We start from the raw sequence: 25839 nt of genomic DNA, 5'->3' as shown, positions 1-25839 counted from the left end.
GTTTTCATGGGCGCATAAATCCAAATGATGGCTTTCGACGACGATCACAAGCTGTTAGAATATCGCCGCATAAAATCCCATAAAACGATGTACCCTAGAGGATCCTCCGTGACTACTCCTACACCACTTAGTTACAAAGACGCTGGCGTTGATATCGATGCTGGTAATGCATTAGTAGATAACATTAAAACTGCAGTAAAACGCACTCATCGTCCTGAAGTTATGGGCAATTTAGGTGGTTTTGGCGCGCTATGCGAGCTACCAACTAAATATAAACACCCTGTATTAGTTTCTGGTACTGACGGTGTTGGTACAAAACTGCGTTTAGCCATTGATTACAAAAAGCATGACACTGTCGGTGTTGATTTAGTTGCTATGTGTGTTAATGACCTAATCGTATCTGGTGCAGAGCCTTTATTCTTCCTTGATTACTACGCAACAGGCAAGCTTGATGTCGAAACAGCAACTTCAGTTGTTAATGGCATTGCAGAAGGCTGTTTTCAGTCTGGTTGTGCATTAATCGGTGGTGAAACTGCTGAAATGCCAGGTATGTACGAAGGTGAAGATTACGATTTAGCAGGCTTTTGTGTTGGCGTTGCTGAAAAAGAAAACCTCATCGATGGTACTAAAGTAAAATCAGGCGATGCGTTAATTGCTCTGGGTTCTACTGGTCCTCATTCAAATGGATATTCTTTAATTCGTAAAGTACTTGAAGTAAGCAAAGCGGATCCTAAGCAAGATTTAGCCGGTAAGCCGCTAATCGATCATCTGTTAGAACCAACAAGAATTTATGTTAAGCCGCTTTTAAAGCTGCTTGAACAAACAGAAGTGCATGCCATGGCTCATATCACTGGCGGTGGCTTCTGGGAAAATATTCCTCGTGTACTGCCAAACGATTGCAAAGCAGTTGTCAAAGGTGATTCTTGGCAGTGGCCTGTGGTTTTCGATTGGTTAATGGAAAACGGCAACATTGAACAATTTGAAATGTACCGCACCTTTAACTGCGGTGTAGGCATGATAATCGCCTTACCAGCAGAGCAAGTTGATGCCGCATTAACCTTGCTACAAGCTGAAGGTGAAAACGCTTGGTTAATCGGTGAAATTGCTACTCGCCAAGGTGACGAAGAGCAAGTGGAGATTAACTAGATGACTGATTGCTGTCGTGTTCTAGTACTCATCTCTGGTAATGGTAGTAATTTACAAGCCATTATTGATGGTTGCGATGACAATGTCAGTGCTGAGGTAGTCGGCGTAATTAGTAACAAGCCTGATGCCTATGGATTAATCCGTGCGCATCAGAGTGAAATTGATACTAGCTGCGTTATTGCACGCAAAGATGAAACTCGAGTCCAATATGATCAACGCCTGAAGCAAGCCATCGAGAAATATCAACCTGACTTAATTGTACTTGCTGGCTTTATGCGGATTTTATCTGATGAATTTGTTAGCCAATATCTGGGAAAGATGATCAACATCCATCCCTCTTTATTGCCTAAATACACTGGATTAAATACCCATCAAAGAGCCATAGATGCCAAAGATGCTGAACATGGCGCCAGTGTGCACTTTGTTATTCCGCAGCTTGACGCTGGGCCTGTGATTTTGCAGGCTAAAGTACCGGTTTATGAAGAAGATGATGTTGATACGCTTGCAGCACGTGTACATGAACAAGAGCATGCTATTTACCCACTGGTCGTTAAGTGGTTCAGCTTACAGCGTTTAAAAATGGTGGATAACATCGCCTATTTAGATGATAAAGCGATTGGCGTGCATGGTTACGCACCAGACTAAATCACGTTAACTTGCTATCAGCTTCAAATAAAAAATCTCGCATTCGCGAGATTTTTTTTTTGAACACAGCTTATGCCCCCTTCAAGTTCAAAACTAGCGAACAGGTAACGTCATGCCTGCAAACATTTCATCAATCAATTGCTGATCACGTAACGCAACCGCTTTTTCTACCACATCACGGGTGAGATGCGGGGCGAAGTTATACATAAAGTCATACATGTAACTTCTTAAAAAGCTGCCACGTCTAAAGCCTATTTTAGTGGTGCTGTGGGCAAATAAATGACTTGCGTCAATGGCAACCAAGTCTTTATCAATAATTGGGTCAATGGCCATAGAAGCAATAACACCCACACCTAGGCCTAATCTGACATAGGTTTTTAGCACGTCAGCGCTCGTGGCACTAAATACCACTCTGGGCTCAAGTTCGGCTTTATTAAATGATTTTTCTATTTCTGAGGCTTTATCAAAGCCAAACACATAAGTCACTAACGGAAATTCAGCTAAATCTTCAATGGTTAATGTTTTACGATTGGCCAACGGATGATCTTTGGTCACCACCACAGAACGGTTCCAATGGTAACAAGGCAACATAATTAAGTCTGAATACAGATGCATAGCTTCAGTTGCAATGGCAAAGTCGGCATCACCGCGAGCAGCTTGTTCACTAATTTGCGATGGCGTACCTTGGTGCATATGTAAGTTAACTTTCGGATAGCGCTTAATAAAAGGCTTAATCACTTGCGGTAAAGCGTAACGGGCCTGAGTATCTGTCGTTGCGATATTCAGCTCGCCTTGGTTAGGCTGGGTATATTCTTCTGATACTTTTTTAATGCTTTCAACTTTACCCAAAATGTCATTAGAAATATCAATGACCATTTGGCCTGCTGGGGTCACATGTGTAAGATGTTTACCACTGCGACCAAAGATTTGGATCCCTAACTCATCTTCTAGCATCCGTACTTGTTTGCTGATCCCCGGCTGAGAAGTATAAAGGTCTTCAGCGGTAGCCGAGACATTTAAATTATGTTTTACCACTTCGGCAATATATCTTAGTTGCTGTAATTTCATGTTACGACCTTCACCCTTGCCAATCACATATTATTTTAACCTTATAGCTAAATGTTATAGAACATCTAAAATATTAATGCAAACAGTAATAACAACATTGAGAGTTTTGCATGTTATTGCTCTGTAATGCTAATCTTGACCACTGTGTCACTATTTCCACAATTATTCGTCACAATGTAAGACTTTTTTACGACACACACTTTTTCATAAGCTAGAATACCAGCTTAGATATTTATAAAAGTGGCAGTTAAGCCACTGTCCAATTTTATTATTGAATGGAAACCACATGACCTTTACTTTGGTACTGATCCTTATAGGTGCACTTTTTCTCCTCATCATTGGTATCAGTCTGATACAACAACAAAAAGAGCGTGCTGAAGCCGAACGCCGAATGGAATTAAAACGTCAGCGAGCCATCATAGATGAAACTGAGTCAGTACTTTCCAGCACCGGCTTAGCTTCTTTTCCTAGCAGTATTATTTTGGTGTTATATAAACGCATCAATGAAGCCCTACAGGTGTCGGTTTCCTATTTAGTAAATCAGCCTCAGCAGGCGGATTACCAACGCAGACAAATTGATATTCAAGCGCAAATAACCAATTTAAATAACAATGCAATGCAAGCCTTAGCCATAGAAAACTTTCGTTTACCTGACAATGACAAGCAAATTCTAGAATTAGTACAAATGCTTAAAAAATTAAAAGCCATTGTTCGGGCAGAAAATAATAAAGGTAAAATAGAGCCGCAGGTGTTTGCTGAAGCAGAAAGTCGTATCGACAGTTACCAGTTACGCATCAATGTTGAATCCATGCTTTCAAGAGCAAGAGCGTCTAATTCGCTAAAACAATTTGGCTCTTCTAAGCAAATGGTGTCGAAGGCGCTAGCCACACTGCAAGCGATTAAAGCGAAAACCCCGGATGACCCATTTATTTCCCGCAAAGTTGACGAAGCAAAGGAGTTACTCAGTGAGATTAACTCACAGCAAAAACAAGTGATCCCAGATGCAGTAAAACCGAATAAAAATGAAGGTGATGATATTGATATGTTGTTTCAACCTAAAAAGAAGTGGTAACGGGTTAACTTATTTAATTTACAGATTTTAAAGCCTCTTCGGAGGTTTTTTTATTGAGTGAAATATAATCGCCCCCTAATAATCAAAACAGCAATGCTAATTATCCTATAGCTGTTTATTTAGATGATTAAAAAACATGAAAATTGAGCAATAAAAATGGGACCCTATGGTCCCATTTTTTTCAATCGCTAATTTGTTAGATAAAGAAGATTAATCTTCCTTTTTCTTTACTGTTTTTTTCGCTGCTGGCTTTTTGGCCGCCGCTTTCTTAGCTGGCTTTTTCTTAGTTGATTCGCTCACCCATTTGCCACCAATGAATTTTGATGACCAACCAGTGGCTTTTCCGTCAACTTCAGTAGCAACATATTGCTCTTTGGTTTTACGACTAAATTTAACTGCGGCTTTATTACCATCATCATCGGTAACTGGCGCATCGGCAAGGTACTGATATTTTGGCCAAAGTTGCTCACGATAATGAACCAGTTCTTCAACCAAAGGCGCTCGTGTTTCACGAGATTTAGGGAACGTACTTGCTGCAAGGAAAATACCTGCCGCGCCGTCACGCAATACAAAATGTGCATCAGACTTAGTACATTTCAAATCAGGTAAGAAGATAGGATCTTCTTTAGGTGGCGCCGCTTCGCCGCTTTTTAGTAACTTGCGGGTATTTTTACATTCGGTGTTGGTACAACCAAAGTATTTACCAAAGCGGCCATTTTTAAGTTCCATATCATTGCCGCACTTATCGCATTCAATGATTGGTCCTTCATAACCTTTAATCTTAAATTGACCAGCTTCGATTTCGTAACCTTCACAGGTTGGGTTATTACCACAAACATGTAATTTACGTTCTTCATCGATGAGATAACTGTCCATTGCGGTGCCACATTTACCACAACGATGTTTAGCACGCAGTGCATCAGTTTCAGCATCTTCATTGTCGCTGACAGCTTCTTCACCTGGTGTTAAGTTCATGGTGGTTTTACAGCGCTCTTTTGGCGGTAAAGCATAACCAGAACAGCCTAAGAACACACCGGTGGTGCCGGTACGAATACCCATTGGGCGACCACAGGTTGGACACTTAATGTCTTCAGCCAGCACCATCTCATTTAGACGCATGCCGCCTTCTTCCGGATCTAACTCTGCATGTTTAAGTTGCTTAGTTAAATCGCCATAGAAACCATCAAGGACTTTTTTCCACTCAAGTTTACCTTGAGCGACATCATCAAGGGTTTGCTCCATGCTAGCTGTAAAGTCAAAGTTCATAATGTCACTGAAGCTTTCAACTAAACGGTCACTAACAATTTCCCCCATCTTTTCAGCGAAGAATCGACGGTTTTCTACTTTTACATAACCGCGGTCTTGAATAGTTGAAATAATCGTTGCATAGGTTGATGGACGACCGATACCGCGCTTTTCAAGCTCTTTAACTAATGACGCTTCACTAAAACGTGCAGGCGGCTTAGTAAAATGTTGTTTAGGTAACAATTCATTTAGATCTAACACATCGCCTTTATTAACCACAGGCAAAGTCTTGTCTTCTTCGTTCTTCTTACCCATTGGCGGTTGCACTTTAGTCCAACCGTCAAAGCGCAGTGTACGACCACTGGCTTTAAGTTCGTAATCACCTGCAGTCACAGTCAAACGAGTCGCATCATATTTAGCTGGATTCATTTGACATGCAACGAATTGGCGCCAAATAAGCTCATAAAGGCGCTGAGCGTCTCTTTCCATGTCAGTCATTGTAGCTGATAGGATTTTAACGTTAGACGGTCTGATAGCCTCATGCGCCTCTTGAGCGCCCTCTTTACTACCATATCGAATTGGGTTTTCTGGTAAATAGTCGTTGCCGTACTCAGAAGCGATCATTTCCCGTACACCATCTACCGCTTCTTGACTTAAATTAGTCGAGTCGGTACGCATATAGGTAATATGCCCTGCTTCATAAAGACGCTGCGCCATCATCATGGTCTTTTTAACACCAAAACCAAGACGAGTACTCGCTGCTTGTTGTAATGTTGAGGTGATATAAGGCGCTGATGGTTTACTTGATGTCGCTTTATCATCACGACCGGTAACCACAAACTTTGAATCTTTTAACGCATCTAACGCTACTTGAGCTTGAGCTTCATTAATTGGACTAAAGGCCGCCGACTGATATTTTGCCACTTGCATTTTTAGCTTTTGAGCTTGCGAAGTTGCTAAATCAGCATGCACATCCCAAAATTCTTCAGGGACAAATGCCTTAATCTCACCTTCACGCTCAACTACCAGTCTAACGGCTACCGATTGAACACGGCCTGCAGATAAACCGCGAGCTACTTTTTTCCAAAGTAATGGCGACACCATGAAACCCACAACTCGGTCTAAAAAGCGACGCGCTTGTTGTGCGTTAACCATGTTGGTATCAAGTACAGATGGTTTGCTAAATGCATCTTGAATGGCTGTTTTGGTAATTTCGTTGAACACAACGCGCTGATAACGAGATTCGTCACCACCAATAATTTCCTGCAAATGCCATGCAATTGCCTCACCCTCTCTATCCAAATCGGTTGCGAGATAGATGTGGTCAGCATTTTCAGCTAATGCTTGCAGTTCTTTAACGACTTTTTCTTTACCTGGTAGGATTTGATACTTAGCCGCCCAGCCTTTTTCTGGGTTAATCCCCATACGGGCAACTAAAGCTCGTTTATCCCGCGCGAGTTTGTATTTAGCTTTTTCTTCAGGCGCCATTTTTCTAACTTCAGCCGGCGTTTTAGTCGCTACCGTGCTGTCTGGCGATGATGATGTAGGCAAATCACGGATGTGACCTACACTCGATTTAACGATGAATTCTTTACCAAGGTACTTATTAATAGTCTTGGCTTTGGCCGGCGATTCGACAATAACTAGTGATTTACCCATAGTTTAATTTGCGCCAAAAAGTCTCTAACAGATATAAATTGGTTCCATATATAGAGTGTTGAGACGAATGTTTCAAGTAAATACCTCTAATATGTGTCCAGCGAGCCATTTTTTAATCAATTATAAAAAAGGAGAAAAAATAATATTGCGTTAATAAAAAGTAATATTTCATTATTTAGGGTCTAGCAAGTAAAACTTGTGCATGTTTAGTCACTTTTTCAATATTTGCGACCCGAGTCACCGCTTGTTAACCCTTATATCATCAGTATACTGACGGTAATTTCACAAAATTAAATCGTAAAAAACCTATTTAAATAACAATAAGAATGACTATTAAGGAAAATAAATGAAGCACTTTGAAGCGAACTTCGATGGTCTAGTCGGGCCAACGCACAACTATGCAGGGCTATCTTTTGGTAACGTTGCTTCATACAGTAACGCGGCCCAAGCATCAAACCCTAAGGCTGCCGCTAAGCAAGGGCTTCAAAAAGCAAAGTCACTCGCAGATCTTGGCATGATTCAAGGTGTGTTAGCCCCTCAAGAGCGTCCAGACCTTTATTCGCTACGCCGTATGGGTTTTGCTGGCTCTGACGCTGAAGTGTTAACACAAGCCGCCAAGCAAGCTCCTGCATTACTCAATGCCTGCTGTAGTGCTTCATCTATGTGGACCGCTAATGCTGCAACTGTGTCACCCAGTGCTGACAGTCGAGATGGCAAGGTTCATTTTACGCCAGCAAATTTGGTAGATAAGTTACACCGTAGTATAGAACCGATAACTACGGCGAATATTTTAAAGGCCACATTTAAAGACGAACGTTTTTTTAAACATCATCAACATTTGCCAGAACATGCAAGCTTTGGCGATGAAGGCGCAGCTAATCACACCCGTTTGTGTGGTGATTATGGTCATGCTGGGGTTGAGTTATTTGTCTACGGTCAAGAAGCGACTAACCCAAATGCAGTTAAACCGACTAAATATCCAGCAAGGCAAACATTAGAGGCATCGCAAGCGGTAGCGCGGTTACATCAAATCGATGACGAAAGCTGCGTTTTCATACAGCAAAACCCTGATGTGATTGACCAGGGGGTTTTCCATAATGATGTTATTTCTGTCGGTAACCAAAATGTGTTGTTCTATCATGAACAAGCATTTTTAAATACCGCAGAAAAGTTTGATGAAATACGCCGTAAAATGAACACTGATGTTCACTTTATTAAAGTCGCGACATCACAAGTATCAATTAATGACGCCGTTAAAAGCTATTTGTTTAACACGCAAATTATCACATTACCTAACGGTGAAATGGCGATAATCGCCCCAACAAATTGCCAAGAAAACCCGGCAGTCCATGCTTATTTAAATGAATTGCTCACGTTAGGAACGCCAATAAAACACGTTAAATACTTTGATGTAAAACAAAGTATGCAAAATGGTGGCGGCCCAGCTTGTTTGCGTTTACGTGTCGCAATGAGCGAACTGGAAGTTTCAGCAGTTAATCAAAATACCTTAATGAATGACGCTTTATTTAGCCGCTTAAATCTATGGGTAGACAAGCATTACCGTGACAGTCTAGTCGTAGCCGACTTAGCAGACCCTCAGCTAATTATTGAGTCACGAACAGCCTTAGATGAGCTGACTCAAATATTAAAACTTGGCAGTGTTTATCAATTTCAGAAATAAGTCATAAACTTAAGAACAATAAAAAAGCGCCTGATTAGGCGCTTTTTTATTGAGGTTATAACCACTTTCAAAGATAAAAAAACCGCTCTATGAGCGGTTTTTGTTAATGCTTATACTAATCAATTAACCATTATCATGGACGTTCACTGTATACGTTACAGGGTCACCATATAAAGTTTTCACTGTAATAGTTAAATTACCATCCGTTTTATCATTTGAAGAACTTTCTCGCCCAATAGTGAAAGTGAACAACAATGGCTTATTAGATGTATTGTTGCCAATAGTATATGAACTAGTCGCAGATGATAATTCACCATTTTCAGTAGAAGCTGTAATAGTTGTCCCACTCGCTAATGTATTGTTGTTTACATCGGACAAGAACAAGTAAACTGTTTTACTTGATAAACCAACATCAACATCTGGTGTTGAAGGATCATTATCATCATCTAAAAATACAGAACTAATATCAATTGTTGCAACATCTGTAATATCACCAACATCATTAATATCAACTAAACGACCATATGGAGTGGAACCAGACATAACGATGGTCATATTTCTAAACACGTTTAATTGTGATTGAGTATTATTTATACCTGTTTGACTACAGCTTGCTTCTGAACCTGAAGCGCAAAGTAAGCCTGTATAAAAATCATCAGCCGCATCAAAAACACCATTACTATTATAGTCAATATACTCTTCTTTAATTGCACCGGCAGGAACCGGGTCGCCACGATAACTGCCATCTTCGTTTTCATCAAAGAAAGCTTCCGTTATATCAGTCCATGTCTCCACAGCATCAAATAATCCATTACCATTTAGATCAACAAAACTCTCTTCACCTATAGCATAGGCTGTGACCGTTGAGCGACCAGGTCTTGGTTCAGGGATGATAGAATTATCGCCGTCTTTATAACTATCCAAAACATTACCAGTACATGGAGGAGATACATGTATTGTGCCATCTCTATCAATGAAAGGAGTCGGACACTCAACTACTCTATCGTCAAAAGGTCGGGGATTTGAACTAGTCCAAATGACAGAACAAGTACCTGTGTTAGATACAGTAGTACAGCTACCATCTAAATCCCCTTGACCGACATTACCACCTTCAGTTCTAAAATGGATTACCGTTCCAGTAGGTACAGGGTTATTGAAATGGTCGGCTGAACGGATAGTCACAGCACTGGTTTCACCATCACGATCCCAGCCTTCAACATTTAACACTGAAGCTGATAACGAGAAGCTATTGTAATCAGCTAAACCTGTTGTAACCGTTAGGCTATCAGATACATTTGAAACAGGTAAACTTGATGGGTCACTCTCATCTTGCCAAACAGCGAACACCTTAACAGGTGTAGCAACATATCCTGAACGTACAGTAACTGACGCATTACCTTCTGAATCAGTATAAGCAACGGCATATTTATTTGCTGCGACTAAATCTGTTGGGTACTCAGGATCGCCGACTTTAGGCATATTTGGACAATAAACAAAATCATCAGCGATTGGCGCTGGTGACAATGTCATCCCGCCAACTTCAGTGCTTAGCTCGAAACACACCCGTTTAGCTGCTGCGGCTTGACCAACTTCATTTAACAACTTGAATGAAACTTGCGATGTTTCAGAGCGTTCACCAGCATCAGATAAACCACCAGAACCTTTAATAGCAAGTTTAGTTGGTGACGCACTAATAAATTGGATTGCACCAACGGTTATAGCATCAATCATCACATCGGTTGTTGCGGTGACTGTTGAAGCACCAGTAATAGCAGAAACCGTTATTGTATCTGTACCCTGACAATTGATACTTCTATAGGTAGCAAAACCTTTACCAGCATTTGTTACTACAGGAGAATCAATAACAGCATTTCCCGCTGACATACATTGAGAAGAAAACTCTAATGTGAAAGGTTGACTTGTTTCTATAGCCCCTACAGAGTCTAGAACCGTAACTTCAATAACCGTAGACCCACCAGCCGGTATTGTGCCTGTACCGATATAAGTGGACACATCTAAATCAATATCGACTCGGCCAATTTCAAAAGCTTTGGTAGAAGTTACTTGTTTCACTTTTAAAGAAACTTCACCAGCACCAACTGCACCATCTGAATATAGGTCAAGAATAGCTTTACCATCTTCATTAGTTATTGCAGTTGCAGACGCAGGGCTTACAGCACCAAGAGTCGTACCTGCAGATATTAGAACTTGTCTAAGCGGTTGACTAGAACCTTCTAAAGTAACGATAGCACCAAGAATACCCGGGCGTTCATTGGTAATATTATCAGTTACAGTACATACCTCGAAATTCTTAAGAGCCTTATCAAAAGCTGCAACATCATTACAATCATAGATTTCAAAACTGATACTAGGATCTGCAGCTACAATATCAATATCATCGCCAGCAGTTTCAAAACCAATTGAGACTTCATTTGCACCTAAAGAAGCCGTTATACTCGCAGCGCCTTCGATTGAACCTGCGGTTAGCAATATTTCGGCTTTACCTGAATTATCGCTTAATGCTGTTGCTGATACAGGTAAAAAATCGCCTAAAGTACTCGCGAAACTTATCACTTGATTGACAACAGGATTACCAGTTCTATCAGTTACAAATACTTGTACTTTTGCAGGTTCAGCTTGGCTTACTGTTGATGTTTGGTTACCAGAAACATCTACTAAGGCAATATCAAGATTATTAACCTCACCGTTGCCATCAAATGCGTCACCAGCTACGCTGAAATTGAAATCTGCAAAAATTTGCTCTCCTTCAAGAATAAATACAACTTCCAGAGTACCCGCACCTTCAACGGTATCTGTTAACAAGGTGGCCCTTGCGATACCATTAACATCAGTTAAAGCGCTACCTGAAGAAGGGTTTATTTTACCTTCTCCGATAATCGAAAAGTCTACTCTTTCATAAGCAACTGCAACACCTTGTTTTAATAAAGTTGCCTTAACTGAACCAGGTGAACTTTCGCTTATATTACGTATAATATTATCAGAAGAATCAACGACCGTTAGCTCTATTTGGTACTCATCAATTGGTTTTATGACAACTTCATCGCCTAATGACTCAAATCCTAAGCTTGCAGTAGCGTTTCCTATAACCACTTGAACTTCACCAGCGCCAGCCTCTTCACCAGCAGTGAGCTTAATAGAAGCTACACCATTGGTATCAGTAATTGCAGTGCCTAAACTCGGCGTTATATTACCTAAGCTGGTTTTAAAGGTTGCGACTTTATCAGTGAGCGGGTTGCCTTCAAGATCCAAATAAGTTGCCTGTACAATACCTGCAACAGCATTACTAATTTGGTTAATTTCTGTTCCATTTACATCAAATAATTTGATAGATAATCGATTAGTTCCAACAGCGGGCCCGTCACCTAAAGCTTTAAAGCTTATAGATGTAGTTAACCCTTCTGCAACAGATACATTAACAGTACCAGCAGCTTCGACGTCAGCAGTTCTAAGAATTATAGAAGCCTTACCATTTGCGTCAGTTAAAGCTGTAGCGCTGGTAGGATCAAATATACCAATTGAGGTATCATTCAATGAAAAATTAACTACCGCACTTGGTACTGGATTACCATTTACATCTAAATAAGTAACTTCAACAAGCCCCGGTTCAGTGTCAGAAATTTCAGTAGTTGAATTTCCCGAAGAATCCAGTATTACAGCAGTAAGACTTGCAATATCAGCAACGCCACCATCGCCTTTCGAATAAAAGCTGATACTTGATGGGACTTCATCTCCTATCGTTATCGTGACATTACCTGCACCTTCTTTATTTGCCGCAACAACCTTAATACTTGCTACACCCGATGCATCTGTCAACGCTGTTCCACTACCAGGAACAAAGCTCGCAAGTTCTGAATCATTAAGTGTAAAACTCACCACTTTATTGGCAACTGGCGTACCAGAGGCATCAGTATAAGAAACGTTGATATAACCCGGAACGGCATTACTAATGTTTGAAATCGTATTACCCGCAACATCTTGCATCGCAACACTGATAATATTATTCCCAGGGAGTACCCCATCACCAACAGAGCTAAAGTTAACCAGCGTTGCATCAGTGCCAGCACTAATAGAGATGGAGCCAGCCCCTTCTTTATTTAACGTCACTAGCTTAATGGTTGCATCACCTTGTGAATCAGTTAACACGGTTCCGTCAACAGGGTCGAATGCACCTAACGCGGTATCATTCAGGCTAAAGCTAATCACTTGATTCGCTTGCGCTACACCTGCTGTATCAGAATAGTTAACATGAACATATCCTGGCGACGATGCACTAATACTGGTAATTGCACTCCCTGATGAATCTTTGAGGCTTGCTGATAACACTTTTTGGTCTGCTCTAGGTGCATCACCTTGTGAGCTAAAGTTTACACTTGATGTATTCTCACCGATGACAACGTTTACTGTTCCTGCACCTTCTTTAAATTGAGTCGCAACTTTAATCGTCGCTTTACCCTGTGCATTAGTTAATACGGTGCCGTCTAAAGGGTCAAAAATGGCTAACGCTGAATCATTAAGACTAAAAACAACTAACTCATTAGCCAAAGCATTACCTTCAGGGCTTTTATAAGTAACTTCTAAATAACCTGGAACGCCATGACTAATATGAGTTATTACAGTTTGAGTATTATCAATTAGTGAGACTTCAATAGAATTTCCGCCAGGTATCGCGCCATCGCCAGAAAAACTCACACCTACGTTATCTGACTCACCAGTCACTAAACTGGCAGTCAATAATGTCGCAACTTCTTGACTGGATGTGCTTAAAGTTATTGAAGCTACACCTTCCGAGTTAGTTTTAACGCTTGCTGATACTGGGTCAAAGATACCAGCTTCAGGATCGTCAAGTGTAAAAGCCACGACTTGGTTCGCTAAAGCTCCTGCAATAGAGTCTGTTACTGTTGCAGTGATCAAAGCTGGTGAGTCGAAAGATATATCAGTAGTCGATATATCCAGGGTAATAGAAATTACAGAAGGATCAGGATCCGTTCCTCCGCTACCATCATCGGAAATGCTTCCACCACCACTACAAGCAAATAGAAATATTGAACTTAAAAGCGCTAAAAATAGTCTTTGTGCTGACCTCATTGTCAGTCTCCCTGTTACATTAAACTCGTACTTATGAATTATAATAGTTACTTAGTAAGCGATATCAAACAAAAATATTGCAACTTTCTCTTTACTCTACTGTTTTTTTCCACATTTATCCTCAAAAACTTTAACTTTTACCCCGTTTCATAAGATTTCGTTTCCTGATAGGCTTAAAAATGTAAAAAATATACTTATAAAAATGATGGGAAGGATGTAGTTTTGATTAATAAAAGTAAGCTTGGTTTAACAAGCAAAATACTAATAGGTATGGCAGCGGGTATTATTCTTGGATTAATTCTAAGAAATGTGTTCCCCGATAGTTTATTCGTAAAAGATTATATTACTGAAGGTATCTTGCACGTTGTTGGAACCATCTTCATTTCAAGTTTAAAAATGTTAGTGGTTCCGCTAGTGTTCGTATCACTGGTTTGTGGTACCTGTTCATTGAGTGACCCGTCCAAATTAGGCCGACTTGGTGGTAAAACCATTGCGTTTTACATGTTCACCACCGCGATTGCTTTAACGGTCGCAATTTCAATGGCCATTCTCGTTCACCCTGGTAACGCATCACTGGCAACCTCTGCGATGGAGTTCAGCGCTAAAGATGCCCCTAGCCTTGCTGAAGTCGTGATTAATATCGTACCAACAAACCCAATTGAAGCCATGAGCCAAGGCAACATGCTGCAAATCATTATTTTTGCAGTCATCTTTGGTTTTGCAATTTCACACATTGGCGAGCGCGGCGCACGTGTATCGGCATTATTTAATGATTTAAATGAAGTCATCATGCGCGTGGTTACTTTAATCATGCAACTTGCGCCTTATGGTGTATTTGCGCTGATGGCAAAACTAAGCTTAACCCTAGGTTTAGAAACATTCGGTAGCGTAGTTCAATACTTCTTCTTAGTAATTTTTGTATTACTTCTGCAAGCACTGGTTGTTTACCCTACGTTACTCAAGGCATTCTCAGGTTTAAGCCCATTAATGTTCTTACGTAAAATCCGTGATGTGCAATTATTTGCTTTCAGTACTGCAAGTTCAAATGCAACCTTACCTGTTACCATCGAGACGTGTGAACACCGTTTAGGTGCTGATAATAAAGTCGCTTCATTCACCTTACCCCTAGGCGCTACCATCAATATGGATGGCACCGCTATTATGCAAGGTGTGGCAACGGTATTTATTGCCCAAGTATTTGGTATTGAACTGAGCCTAATGGATTATGTAACAGTGGTTGTTACTGCGACATTGGCATCCATTGGTACTGCTGGCGTTCCTGGCGTTGGCTTAATCATGCTCGCCATGGTGCTCAACCAAGTCGGCCTTCCTGTAGAAGGTATTGCATTGATTATCGGTGTTGATCGTCTACTTGATATGATCCGTACCGCGGTTAACGTAACGGGTGACTCAGTCGCAACTATCGTCATTGCCAAATCTGAAGGTGAGTTCAATGAAGCTGTATTCAATGATTCACAAGCGGGTAAAGTAAGTGCGAGCTTTGAAGATCAAGTTAAAAACGTCAAAGCGTAAAATACATTAGCATTAAATATTTAGGCGCCATGTTATGGCGCCTTTTTTATTTGTGTTATAACCTAACTAATCAGATGCTTAACTCATGAGATTAAAATGGATTTTACCCTGCTTTCAACCCTTGCCGTTATTCACTCTTTAGCATTAATTAGCCCAGGGCCTGATTTCGCTATTATTGTAAAAACAGCCACACAACAAACTCGCAGCACTGCAATCATGTGTGCGGTAGGAATAAGTGCCGCGATATTGGTGCACAGTTTGCTATCACTTTTAGGGATAAGCATCATGATCCAGCAATCTGCAATGGCTTACATAGTGGTGCAAATTATTGGGGTGAGTTACTTGGCATGGATGGGTTATGGCGCTTTAGCGGCCTCATATCGGGCATATACACAAACTCAAGCATCATCTGATGAAACTGAAATCAATGGCCGTCTCCCTCACCAAGGCACTATGTCTGCTTTAAAAGGCTTTCAAATTGGCCTTTATACTAATTTGCTTAACCCTAAAGCGTTAATATTCTTTATCACCATTTTTACCGTACTGGTGACACCACAGGTCACTATAGAAACGAAATTTGCGTCAGCTAGCTTATTATTTGGCTTATCTATCATTTGGTTTTGCTTTCTCGCCATCATATTAACCAACCCCAACATTCAACACAAAATGGCTAAAGGCAATAATATAATTAATATCATTACCGGTATTATTTTCCTTGGCGTCGCTATTACCATTGCAATGTCATTAATATCCACGCACCTGTTGAACTAGAGGTTAACAATTCAAAATAAAATGCCTCTGTGTCAGCTACAGTTAAGTATTAGGCTGATAATATCTAACGATTAACAATGTAAGAGTATTTCCTATGAGAATTTTGGTAATCGAAGACGATCCGATTTTATCACACCATCTAAATGTGCAGTTATCTGAATTAGGCAATCAAGTCCAAGTGGCTTTGACGGCTAAAGAAGGCTTTTATCAAGCAACTAACTACCCTATTGATATTGCCATCGTTGACCTTGGCCTGCCCGATAAAGATGGCATGACATTGATTTCTGAAATTCGAAATGCAGGCGTCAAAGCTCCTATTCTCATCTTAACCGCGAGAGTTAACTGGCAAGATAAAGTAGAAGGCCTTAATGCCGGTGCAGATGACTACCTGGTAAAACCATTTCAAAAAGAAGAGTTAGTCGCTCGCCTCGACGCTCTTGTGCGCCGTAGTGCAGGCTTTGTTAAATCGACCATCAGCTCAGGTGCTCTGCAGCTTGATTTAGCCGCTAAACAAGTCTCATTAAATGATGAGCCAATGGAAGTCACCGCCTTTGAATATTTAATTTTGGAATATTTAATGCGTCATTGCCATGAAGTCGTTGCCAAGCAACGCTTACTTGATGTGATTTATGGTGATAAAGAAGGTGACCCTAATACTATCGAGGTAATGGTAAGCCGTATCAGAAAAAAATTGACTAAAGGCGCTATTGAAAACCCCATCGCAACAATACGCGGTCAAGGATATAAATTTAACTTACCATGCAGCTAAGATTTAAACCCAAAAAGCGTCTGCTCACGAGGATGTTAATCACATCCTTAGCGATTATTGCACTTGTTGGTTTTGCCCTAGCTTGGTCATTGACCATTTTACACGCCCAAAATAGCTACAATGTCGAAACTTCGCAACTAATCGCTGAAATGCCTCAAATTGCAGCCGAATTAAGAGAGCACGACTTAATTCCGAAAAATAACAATTGGCTGCAAGAAAATAATAGACAGAAACGCTATATTATGGCCAGTTGTGGGGATAATTATCGCCAAATTTGGACCTCTACACTGGCAAAAGAAAACGGCATCAATGACATTTGTAGCCGATTTAAAACCATTGCCGATACATCCCCGCCCTATTATCTGACCACGGCAAATAATAAGTCTTATTTTGCCTATCAATTACCGGTTGAATTGAATCAACAGCAATACAACATGATAGTGCTCAAAGATGCAAAAACCGTTGAAAGAGACTTCAAACGCTTTAAACGGTTAACTTATCTGCGACTGGCCGTTGTACTAGGTTTAGCCTTCATACTACTGATCAGTGCAGCCTATTGGGGCATGCACCCAATGATAACCCTTAAACAAGAACTACAAGCAATCACTAAGGGAAAAAAACAAACACTATCAAGTGATTACCCACAAGAATTAAAAGGCGTTACTCAAGCGTTAAATCAATTATTAGTCCAATCTAGCGAACAGCAAACTCGCTATCAAAATGCCATGAATGATTTAGCCCACAGTCTAAAAACCCGCTTAGCTGCGGTTCACGCCATTACTGACGACCAGCAGTTAAGTAAGGCTGATGCGAGCGAAAAAATCATGCAGCAAGTAGGACAAATGGATCAACTCGTAAAATATCAACTCAAAAGAGCCTTAGTGGGCCGACAAGGACTAATACAGGAGCAAACGCCCGTGTTACCCATGGTTGAGCAGTTATCACAAATGTTATTCAAGATTTATCATGAAAAGTCAGTGCAGTTTAGTAGTGATATTAATTCTGATATTAGCTTTCCAGTCAATAAAGGTGATTTGATGGAACTGTGCGGTAATTTAATGGAAAATGCCTTTAGATTGTGTATCAGTCAGGTCAAGGTTACAGCCTTTATTGATGACGATGGCAGCACTGTGTTAATCGTAGAGGATGATGGCCCTGGCGTTGAAGATGCACTCAAAACGCGCATCATTCAGCGTGGTGTGCGCGCTGACACCCAATCCCCCGGTCAAGGCATTGGACTTGCAGTGTGTCATGAAGTTGTCAGCAGTTATCACGGCACCTTATCAATTACAGAAAGTCAGTTACAAGGGGCAAACTTCACTATTAAGATCCCCAATCAATGAGCATCACTTCGCTTGCGCGGTATAAAGTTGCTCAGCGCGATTGAACATTATCCATGAGGTGGCAATATATTTATCATCACTGATAGGGATATTGCCCCTATGGGTGTGGGTAAAGCCTGCGGGGGCAATCACCATAGTACCTTTTGTAGGCTTAATGACTTTATTTTGATAATAAAACTCAGTTTCACCGCCTTGCTCAACATCATTAAGGTAATACATATAAAGTAATACCCTATGCAAGGCTTCATGGGAACCAGACTGCGGAAAGTGTTCTGAATGCCAATGAGGGTAACCACCTAAACTTTGCTGATATTTTTGCACATTAACCGTACCACTGCGGTATAAATATTGCGTTATCGCTTTGGCTTTATTCGCCCCTAGGTCAGAAAAATTATCAGGATTTAGCGTAACAGCTTCACCTTTATCATTGGCGATGGTGACAGATACCGCACCCATGAGTGCCATAGGGTACTGGCTGAAGTAGTTTGCCGCATGGGTTAATGTTAACTGTAATAACTCATTTTTAAGCTGGGTTAAGTTATTGTGCAAGTCTAAGGTTAAATCTAAACTGCGTTTTTTATCCCTATCGACACCCTGTCCTGTCTTTCCTTCAGTCACTCCAGAGTGATTATCAAAAGCATTTCGTAACCTGTCGCACAAATCATCACTAATAGCATTGGGTATAACGTCAATAAAATCCATAATCTATAGGCACTTTTTAATATTGTAATGATATCATGCTGCCACGGAATGTTTTGCACTGCAAAGTGCATCCACATAACCGCTATAAATAAAACAATAAATCAGGTGATACTCTTTTAATCTATGAACAAAAACATAAAAATTTCAATTAATCAGCTTCAGGTAGGTCATTTCATTCGACTACCTATTTCATGGAAAGATCACCCATTTTTATTTAGTAATTTCAAACTAAAATCCCAGTCACAAATTGAATTACTTAAAAGCCTCAATATTAACGATATTTATTATGACGCCGAGCGCAGTGATTTAGGGTTAATTGACTTAAAACCCTCAGCGAATAAAAACGCTAGTACAGTGGTTGATCCTGAGGAGCTAAAACAGATTAAAGCTAAAATGGAATCTTACAAACAGATTCAAATCGATGCCCAAAAAAAGTTACGCCGCAATTTGAAAAAAACCGAACAGCAATTTGAGCGTTCTATCGCCATGATGCGCTCAAGCGTATCAAAGCTTGGCAGTCGCCCTTTAAATTCGGTCAGTGATGCAAAAGAAATGATCACAGACATGACCAATATGCTATTGAGTTCTGATGATTTGGTGCTGCATTTAATGACTGATGCAAAGCCCAATGATGTCATTTTCCATCATTCACTCAATGTGTCGACAATGTGTATGATGCTGGCTAAAAACTTAAACTGGCCTCGTGATGAAATTGAACTTATAGGCCTTGGTGCGTTATTTCATGATCTGGGGAAACTAAAAATCCCCAGTAATATTTTGAGCAAACAATTGCCGCTAACGACGCCGGAAAAGAACTTATTAAAACAGCATTCTTTGATGAGCCTCAACTTTTTAAAATTAGCTGACAGCTTTCCTGAACAGGCTAAACCCATGATTACTAATCATCATGAGTACCTTGACGGCTCTGGCTACCCCAAAGGCCTAAAAGGCGATCAGTTAGACAAATACTCGCAACTAATAAGTGTTATTAATGAGTACGATAACTTGTGTAACGGTACTAAGTTATCAAAACCTAAAACCCCTTATGCTTCTTTGGGGCTACTTTACAAAAATTATAAAAGTAAACTTAACCCTGAGTACGTTGGTAAGCTCATCAAAACTATCGGTGTTTATCCACCGGGCAGCCTCATCGAGCTTTCAAGTGGTCAATTTGGCATGGTAATGTCAGTAAATTTAAGCAAGATATTATTTCCGCAAATTATGCTCTACGACCCTATAGTACCAAAAGAGCAAGCACCAATTATTGATTTAGAAAAAGAAGACATCAGCATTGTGCGCTGTTTGCCAGCTTCTGCATTACCCGAAAAAATCTTCAAGTACCTAAGCCCAAGAGAAAACATAAGTTATGCCATTGGCAATGCATAATCGAATAGCTAAGTTTGCGTTTTAACATCAGCATCGACCCAACAAAAAAAGCCATTAACGGTTGCGTTAATGGCTTTAAAGTCATCAGCTTTATAAAAGCGCTATAGCCAGCCTTTACGTTTAAAGAAGAAATACGTACCTGCGGCGCTCGCGAGCATCATTCCTATGGCCATGGGATAACCAAAACGCCAATCTAGTTCAGGCATATTGGTAAAGTTCATTCCATAACTACTGGCAATAACCGTTGGCGGTAAAAACACTACTGCTGCAACCGAAAATATCTTAATAATTTTAGTCTGTTGTATACCACTAAAGCCCATCGCCGCATCCAGCAAAAAGTTTAACTTATCAAAAATAAATTGGCTGTGGGGCATCAATGACTCAATATCAGATAGCATTTCACGCAAATCTTTAATATTTTCTTCAGATAAATGTTCGCGATAATAACGTTGGATATAACGTAAAGACCGCTGAGTATCGAGCAAACTTAAGCGAATTTTACCATTTGAATCTTCTTGTAAGGTAATGAGTTTAAACACATCATCTAATTCTTGGTCTTCGAACACTTGCTCGCCGACACTTTCAAGCACTGAATATACATCTTCAATTAAATCAGACAGGTAATCGACTTTAAGGGTGAAAAGTTCCAGCATTAACCCCTGAGGAGAGCTGACATCTAAGCGACCTAAGCGTAAGTAGTTACGCAGCAAGCGAATTAAACCGATATCCTCTTCACGTATCGTCAGCAAAAAATCCTTACGTAAATTGAAAGAAACGTTAATGCCTCTAACGTCTGATCCTACACGTTGGGGGAATAATGAATTGATGTGTAAGCCATCTTTACTTTGGAAAAAACGAGCTGATGCTTCAATCTCATTGATGTCTTCTTCTTCGGGTACTTCTTCTACCGAAAACCGACTTAGCCATTCCCTTTCATCATCATTGGGTTTAAACATATCTAACCACAATGTTCGATCGGGAATACTGTCTCGAACATTTAATTCGTGAACAGTTAACTTGCGATTTTCATAAACATAGGCAGTAATCATGTATCCCCCAATGTGGTCGATTTCTCGTCCACTGACAATAGGTTAAGTTTGCTGGCTAGTGTACTAAAAAGAACACACATTGCCATGATAAAAATGTAAAAATAGCCAAATCCCCTAAATAATGTGCTGAAATCGTTAAATCTTTAAATTAAGTGCAAAAAAAAGTGCCCATTTGGACACTTTAATTGTAAATCGTTGCTTTATTCACCTTTTAGGCGACGGTCTAATTGATCTTTTAAATTTGCAGGCACGCCTTTAATCAAAATCGTGTCCGAAATAGGATCATAGATAACTCGCTCACCTAAATGGCCGCCATCAAAACTTAATGTTACCCCGCCACCGGTACCTGAAAACTTCTTCAAGGTACGTAAACTGGCCTTATCTGCTGGAAACTCTTCATCAAGTTCATAAGATCCACCGCAGGCAAAGTCATAAAACGAATCCATACCAGAGTCGGCAAGTTCATCCGCTAAATCTTTGACTTCAATATCAGCGCCTTCATCAGCTCTTTCTGAACAATACTCGAATACCTTGTCGCGGCACTGTTGACGTTCATCTTTGGTTAATTCGCTGCTAGCTACGAAATCTTCAACTGCATGCATAAGGGTTTTATTTTGCGCTTTCGTATTTACCCCTTCAACACAGCCCATAAAATCAAGGAAGAAGTCTGCCACTTTTCGGCCCGCGCGGCCTCTGACAAATGAAATATATTTACGTGAAGCTTTGTCTGCTTGCCATTCGGTTAAATCAATTCTGGCGGCAAGTTGGACATTAGTTAAATCAAGATGATTATTTTGCGACAACTCCATATCATCAAGTACCGTCATTGAAGGCTTGGCATTAAGCAAGGCGACAAACAAATAATCGCTAGTCATGTTGGTATAGCAAGACATTAATAAAAAACCGCCTTGGCTAAAATCATATTTAGCGAGTTCTTCTTGTAAAAGCTTACTGGCAGCACTGCTAAACTCAACAAAGCCTAATTCACCACTGCGGTATTCACTTAATGCATCAGAAAAAGCGGGGTTTGCTTCGCCATCTTCGCCGTGGGTTCCAAAAAAGCCAAAACCTTTACCCGCTTTACCGGTATAGGTTTGGTGTAATTCTTCTAACATCGCTTCTACGGCGCTGCTATTTAATAGTGGCTGAGGTCTTAAACGACAACTTAGTTGCCCCTGACTATCTTGAGAAATTTCATGGATAATTGCTTGTTCGATATTAATGCTCATAAGCCCTAACTGATCTTTGTGATGGAAGCGAAATAGCGGTAGATATCATAACAGACCGTGTTCAAAAATCTAAAAATAAAACCGTCAAATTACGTCAAATGCATCTCCTGAGATCCAAGGGTTAAACTGATGTTCTGTCCGCTTTAGAAAACACCAGCTATAAACCCCATAATCACTAACACCCAGCAACAGAAACTTGCAGCGTATCAGCTTTAAATCCGATATAATCACGTGCTAATTCATTACTTTTTGAACGATTTCGAATATGGCTATCCAATCTAAATACACCAACACCCAAGTTGAAGCATTAATTTCTGAGCTATTAGCAGTGCTGAATAAGCATCAAGCGCCTACAGATTTAAGCTTGATGGTGCTAGGTAACTGCGTTTCTCACTTATTGGAAAACAAGGTACCCAGTGAATCTCGTCAAGCAGTAGCAGAGCAATTCGCTAAAGCCTTGGCTCAATCTGTAAAAACCAGTTAAGTATCATTAAAAGGCATTTAAATTAATCAATTATCCTGTTATTTTTGATTAATACGAATTAGGAAAACGATACCGCATGGTTGAGCGCAAAAAACAAATGACCCGTGACAAAGTGTCACGTCTTGTTAACTGGGGCCACTGGTTTGCCTTCTTTAATGGCTTGTTAGCCATTATTGTGGGAACGCGATACCTCAGTAGTGTGGGTTACCCTGAAACCCTCATAGGTTGGGGTTACTTAGCCATTAGCAGTATTGGTCATTTTAGCTTTTTGGCTTTTATTGTTTACGTCGTTTTTCTTTTTCCTGCCACATTATTACTACCTTATTCAAAAATCCTACGGGGTTATGCTGCCTTAATCGCAACCCTCGGCTTATGTATTTTACTTTATGACACCGTAATATTTGATGATTATGGTATTCACTTAAGTCCATTCGCTTTTGACTTAGCCTGGTCAGATCTCAATGCCCTATTAGGTAACACCTCTTATATTGCTACTCCTATCGGCATTATTTTAATTGAGCTCACAGCCGCGAATTTTCAGTGGAAACGAATTGAAAAAATAGAGAAAAAGCAGTTAGGTAATAAAGTCATAGCCTTTATCGGTATTTGTTTTGTCAGTAGTCATGTTATCCATATTTGGGCAGATGCTAATGATGTCACTCAAATTACCCGTTTTGATGACACCATGCCATTGTCTTATCCGGCAACGGCACGTTCATTTATGGAAAGTCATGGTATTGAAGGCACCACTGCGCCAGATAAGACCTATCAAACAAAATCAAAACAACTGAATTACCCAATAGCTGCGCTGCAATGCAAAGCGCAAAAACAACAAAATATCCTAATCGTCTCGATTGACGGTTTAAGAGCTGATATGGTGAACTCGGCAACAATGCCGTTTTTCAGCCAGTATCAGCTGCAAAATAAGCAATTCACTGAACACTTTAGTGGTGGCAACCAATTTAATACCGGTATGTTTGCCTTACTTTATGGCTTACAAGGGAGCTATAGTGATAAAAAAGCGTTCGAGCATACTGCGCCAGTATTAACCCAAGTATTGTCAGAACAAGGCTATCATCAAGCGGTATTTATGCCCCAAGACAATGCCGACGAATTAGCCAACCATGCCATTTTTGACGGTATGGATATGCACCTAAGCCATAGCGATATTGGCAGCGCGCAAACCGACATCAAAAATACTGAGCTATTTATTCAATGGCAAGCTCAGCAAGCCTCACCGTGGTTTTCATTGGTAAACTTATCTGCCACTAAGCACTATGACACCCCAATTGGCTTTTTAGGCATTGAAACTGTTAAGCCCCATCTAAGCTTAAAACCTGCTGAAAAAGTGCTATATAACCAATACAGGCAGTCGCTATTCTTTATCGATCAGCAAATACAACAACTGCTTACTAACCTTGATGATCAAACCTTAGTCATTGTCACCGGTACCCATGGGCAAATTTTCAGTAGTAATCCTAGTGAAGTTAATCAGGATCTTTCACCTGCTAATGTCAAAGTGCCCTTTGTCATGCATTGGCCTAAAACAACCTCTGATACCGTAAATTATCGTACTAGCCACTATGGCGTAGTACCGACAATCATGGGGCAAGCACTGCATTGTAATAACCCGATCACCGATTACAGCTCTGGATACAACCTATTACAACCCAGTGAGAAGAGCTGGGTCTATATCGGTGATAGCAGCACCTTTGCAATATACCAACAAGATGAGATTACGGTTCTAGGCAGACATGGAAAATATCGAATTTATGATATCGACTACAAAAAACGTCTTAAGCGAAAACTCAGTGCTCCTGAGCTAATTCAGGTCATGCGCGAAGGTCGAAGGCTTTACAATAAATAACCATTGAACCGTGGTTGATGCTATTTAACTCAATCTCGGTTTAATCGTCAGAAATATTGCCTATTTTCCAAGCAAAAGATAACTAAAGATGTAAAAGCCACAAAGCAAATGCCTGTTTATTAATCATTTAAATTCAATTTTGCATTTTATTGTTGCGGCGCAAATACCTTCTAGGTAATCTAGCTAAAGAATGACGTTCGGGATATGGCCTAGTCCGGTAAGGCGCTTGTCTGGGGGACAAGAGATCACAGGTTCAAATCCTGTTATCCCGACCAATTCTTCTGCTTTAGCGTTACCCCTTCTTTAAGTTTCTCGTTTGCCTAAATAACACATAAAATCAATACTCATTATTAAGCTCAGAGGCTTAAATTACCTTAATAACTTCATCTGTGCTTGCCATACAATGACAATATCACCACATAACCCCAAGCCTTGATTTAATCCTTAAATCTCACTTTCAGCGCTTTCAGCAAGCTTTGTCACCTAAAGAACTATTCTCTATTGAATATGTGATAGAGATTAGAAATTAGCATTAGCAAATCGGTTATATTGCGTCATCTTTCAACACCCTTGCTTAAGAAGCTCATTAAGTAATTGTCAGCTTTTCGGAGAATCCCTATGTGGTGGCGCGTACTATTAATCACCTTAGCGTACATGTTACTTGGCGCACACTTTTTGCGTTACGCTCAAATGCCATTAGCAATCACTTGTGCGGTTATGCCTTTACTACTCGCTTTTAAAAGCAACTTTTTAAACCGAGTAATCCAAATCGGCCTGGTATTAGGTACCATCGCGGTATGGGGCGTAAGCACTGTTCAATATATTGATCTACGAATAGACATGGAGCAACCTTGGCTGCGCCTTGCTGCGATTATGACTGGGGTAATGTTATTTAGTCTATTTGCCAGTTACTCGGTCAATGGCTTAGTAAAACAAGCTAGAAGCAAACAAAGCTTATTTAGATAAATGATTTTCAATAAATGCTAGCCATAAAAATACCGACACTTTGCCGGTATTTTTATGTCATCAGCTAAATCTTCAAGCTTATAGCCTTTAAGCTTAAGCGTTCAAAATTCAACTACTC

At 40.3% G+C, this 25839-nt stretch carries 18 protein-coding genes and 1 tRNA gene; 13 read left to right on the top strand and 6 right to left on the bottom strand.

The genetic code is table 11. The annotated features are described in order from the left end of the window. Positions 1 to 108 precede the first annotated feature (108 nt). A complete protein-coding gene (gene purM, locus AB4140_RS09605; protein WP_102440497.1) occupies positions 109 to 1146 on the top strand; it encodes a phosphoribosylformylglycinamidine cyclo-ligase in 1038 nt (345 codons plus the stop codon). Next, positions 1147 to 1791, top strand: coding sequence for a phosphoribosylglycinamide formyltransferase (purN, locus tag AB4140_RS09600; RefSeq protein WP_102440496.1), 645 nt, complete (start codon positions 1147 to 1149; stop codon positions 1789 to 1791). A 93-nt stretch (positions 1792 to 1884) separates the two neighbouring features. Here the strand turns inward: purN and cysB are convergent, their stop codons facing one another. Further along, complete coding sequence (gene cysB / locus AB4140_RS09595) at positions 1885 to 2859, bottom strand: HTH-type transcriptional regulator CysB (RefSeq protein ID WP_102440502.1); 975 nt, start codon at positions 2857 to 2859, stop codon at positions 1885 to 1887. A gap of 286 nt (positions 2860 to 3145) precedes the next feature. Here cysB and AB4140_RS09590 point away from each other — a divergent pair, with 286 nt between their 5' ends. Next, positions 3146 to 3931, top strand: coding sequence for a hypothetical protein (locus tag AB4140_RS09590; RefSeq protein WP_102476128.1), 786 nt, complete (start codon positions 3146 to 3148; stop codon positions 3929 to 3931). A 210-nt stretch (positions 3932 to 4141) separates the two neighbouring features. On the opposite strand, the gene topA is transcribed toward AB4140_RS09590, so the two are convergent. Continuing rightward, positions 4142 to 6835: a type I DNA topoisomerase gene (topA, locus tag AB4140_RS09585; protein ID WP_372000748.1), complete on the bottom strand. Its 2694-nt coding sequence runs from the start codon at positions 6833 to 6835 to the stop codon at positions 4142 to 4144. A gap of 346 nt (positions 6836 to 7181) precedes the next feature. On the opposite strand from topA, the gene astB reads away from it, so the two are divergent. Next, positions 7182 to 8516 (top strand): N-succinylarginine dihydrolase, encoded by a 1335-nt coding sequence (astB, locus tag AB4140_RS09580; protein ID WP_372000746.1) that lies wholly within the window; start codon positions 7182 to 7184, stop codon positions 8514 to 8516. Between the two features lie 123 nt (positions 8517 to 8639). On the opposite strand, the gene AB4140_RS09575 is transcribed toward astB, so the two are convergent. Continuing rightward, positions 8640 to 13622, bottom strand: a complete 4983-nt coding sequence (locus AB4140_RS09575; RefSeq protein ID WP_372000744.1) for a beta strand repeat-containing protein — start codon at positions 13620 to 13622, stop codon at positions 8640 to 8642. Between the two features lie 222 nt (positions 13623 to 13844). On the opposite strand from AB4140_RS09575, the gene AB4140_RS09570 reads away from it, so the two are divergent. The 4 genes from AB4140_RS09570 to AB4140_RS09555 all read left to right on the top strand — a co-directional run bounded on the left by AB4140_RS09570 (position 13845) and on the right by AB4140_RS09555 (position 18038). After that, positions 13845 to 15155, top strand: coding sequence for a dicarboxylate/amino acid:cation symporter (locus tag AB4140_RS09570; RefSeq protein WP_102439770.1), 1311 nt, complete (start codon positions 13845 to 13847; stop codon positions 15153 to 15155). Positions 15156 to 15251: 96 nt separating this feature from the next. Then, positions 15252 to 15926 carry a LysE family transporter gene (locus tag AB4140_RS09565; RefSeq protein ID WP_102439769.1) on the top strand — a complete coding sequence of 225 codons (675 nt, stop codon included), beginning with the start codon at positions 15252 to 15254 and terminating at the stop codon, positions 15924 to 15926. A gap of 94 nt (positions 15927 to 16020) precedes the next feature. After that, on the top strand, positions 16021 to 16695 hold the full coding sequence (locus AB4140_RS09560) for a response regulator (protein ID WP_102439768.1): 675 nt from the start codon (positions 16021 to 16023) through the stop codon (positions 16693 to 16695). Beyond that, positions 16686 to 18038: an ATP-binding protein gene (locus AB4140_RS09555; protein WP_372000741.1), complete on the top strand. Its 1353-nt coding sequence runs from the start codon at positions 16686 to 16688 to the stop codon at positions 18036 to 18038. The genes AB4140_RS09560 and AB4140_RS09555 overlap by 10 nt, the downstream gene beginning before the upstream one ends. 3 nt (positions 18039 to 18041) lie before the next feature. Here the strand turns inward: AB4140_RS09555 and AB4140_RS09550 are convergent, their stop codons facing one another. Next, positions 18042 to 18740 (bottom strand): 2OG-Fe(II) oxygenase, encoded by a 699-nt coding sequence (locus AB4140_RS09550; RefSeq protein WP_372000739.1) that lies wholly within the window; start codon positions 18738 to 18740, stop codon positions 18042 to 18044. Between the two features lie 123 nt (positions 18741 to 18863). On the opposite strand from AB4140_RS09550, the gene AB4140_RS09545 reads away from it, so the two are divergent. Continuing rightward, positions 18864 to 20126 carry an HD-GYP domain-containing protein gene (locus tag AB4140_RS09545; RefSeq protein WP_372000737.1) on the top strand — a complete coding sequence of 421 codons (1263 nt, stop codon included), beginning with the start codon at positions 18864 to 18866 and terminating at the stop codon, positions 20124 to 20126. A gap of 101 nt (positions 20127 to 20227) precedes the next feature. Here the strand turns inward: AB4140_RS09545 and corA are convergent, their stop codons facing one another. Continuing rightward, positions 20228 to 21175, bottom strand: coding sequence for a magnesium/cobalt transporter CorA (gene corA / locus AB4140_RS09540; protein ID WP_102439764.1), 948 nt, complete (start codon positions 21173 to 21175; stop codon positions 20228 to 20230). Positions 21176 to 21375: 200 nt separating this feature from the next. Then, positions 21376 to 22404, bottom strand: coding sequence for a nucleoid-associated protein YejK (gene yejK, locus AB4140_RS09535; RefSeq protein ID WP_102439763.1), 1029 nt, complete (start codon positions 22402 to 22404; stop codon positions 21376 to 21378). A gap of 265 nt (positions 22405 to 22669) precedes the next feature. On the opposite strand from yejK, the gene AB4140_RS09530 reads away from it, so the two are divergent. From AB4140_RS09530 to AB4140_RS09515, 4 genes are all read left to right on the top strand, one after another. Further along, on the top strand, positions 22670 to 22888 hold the full coding sequence (locus AB4140_RS09530) for a YejL family protein (RefSeq protein ID WP_076536859.1): 219 nt from the start codon (positions 22670 to 22672) through the stop codon (positions 22886 to 22888). Positions 22889 to 22964: 76 nt separating this feature from the next. Then, on the top strand, positions 22965 to 24755 hold the full coding sequence (locus tag AB4140_RS09525) for a DUF3413 domain-containing protein (protein ID WP_372000734.1): 1791 nt from the start codon (positions 22965 to 22967) through the stop codon (positions 24753 to 24755). Between the two features lie 198 nt (positions 24756 to 24953). Next, a tRNA-Pro gene (locus AB4140_RS09520) sits at positions 24954 to 25030 on the top strand. Between the two features lie 343 nt (positions 25031 to 25373). Next, positions 25374 to 25721: a hypothetical protein gene (locus AB4140_RS09515; RefSeq protein ID WP_303414302.1), complete on the top strand. Its 348-nt coding sequence runs from the start codon at positions 25374 to 25376 to the stop codon at positions 25719 to 25721. The last annotated feature ends 118 nt before the right edge of the window (positions 25722 to 25839 follow it).

Source organism: Shewanella sp. 10N.286.51.B2, assembly GCF_041469265.1.
In the GTDB taxonomy this organism is placed as follows: Bacteria; Pseudomonadota; Gammaproteobacteria; order Enterobacterales; family Shewanellaceae; genus Shewanella.
The sequence above is the reverse complement of the archived record's forward strand: the minus strand, read 5'-3'. Positions and strand labels throughout refer to the sequence as shown.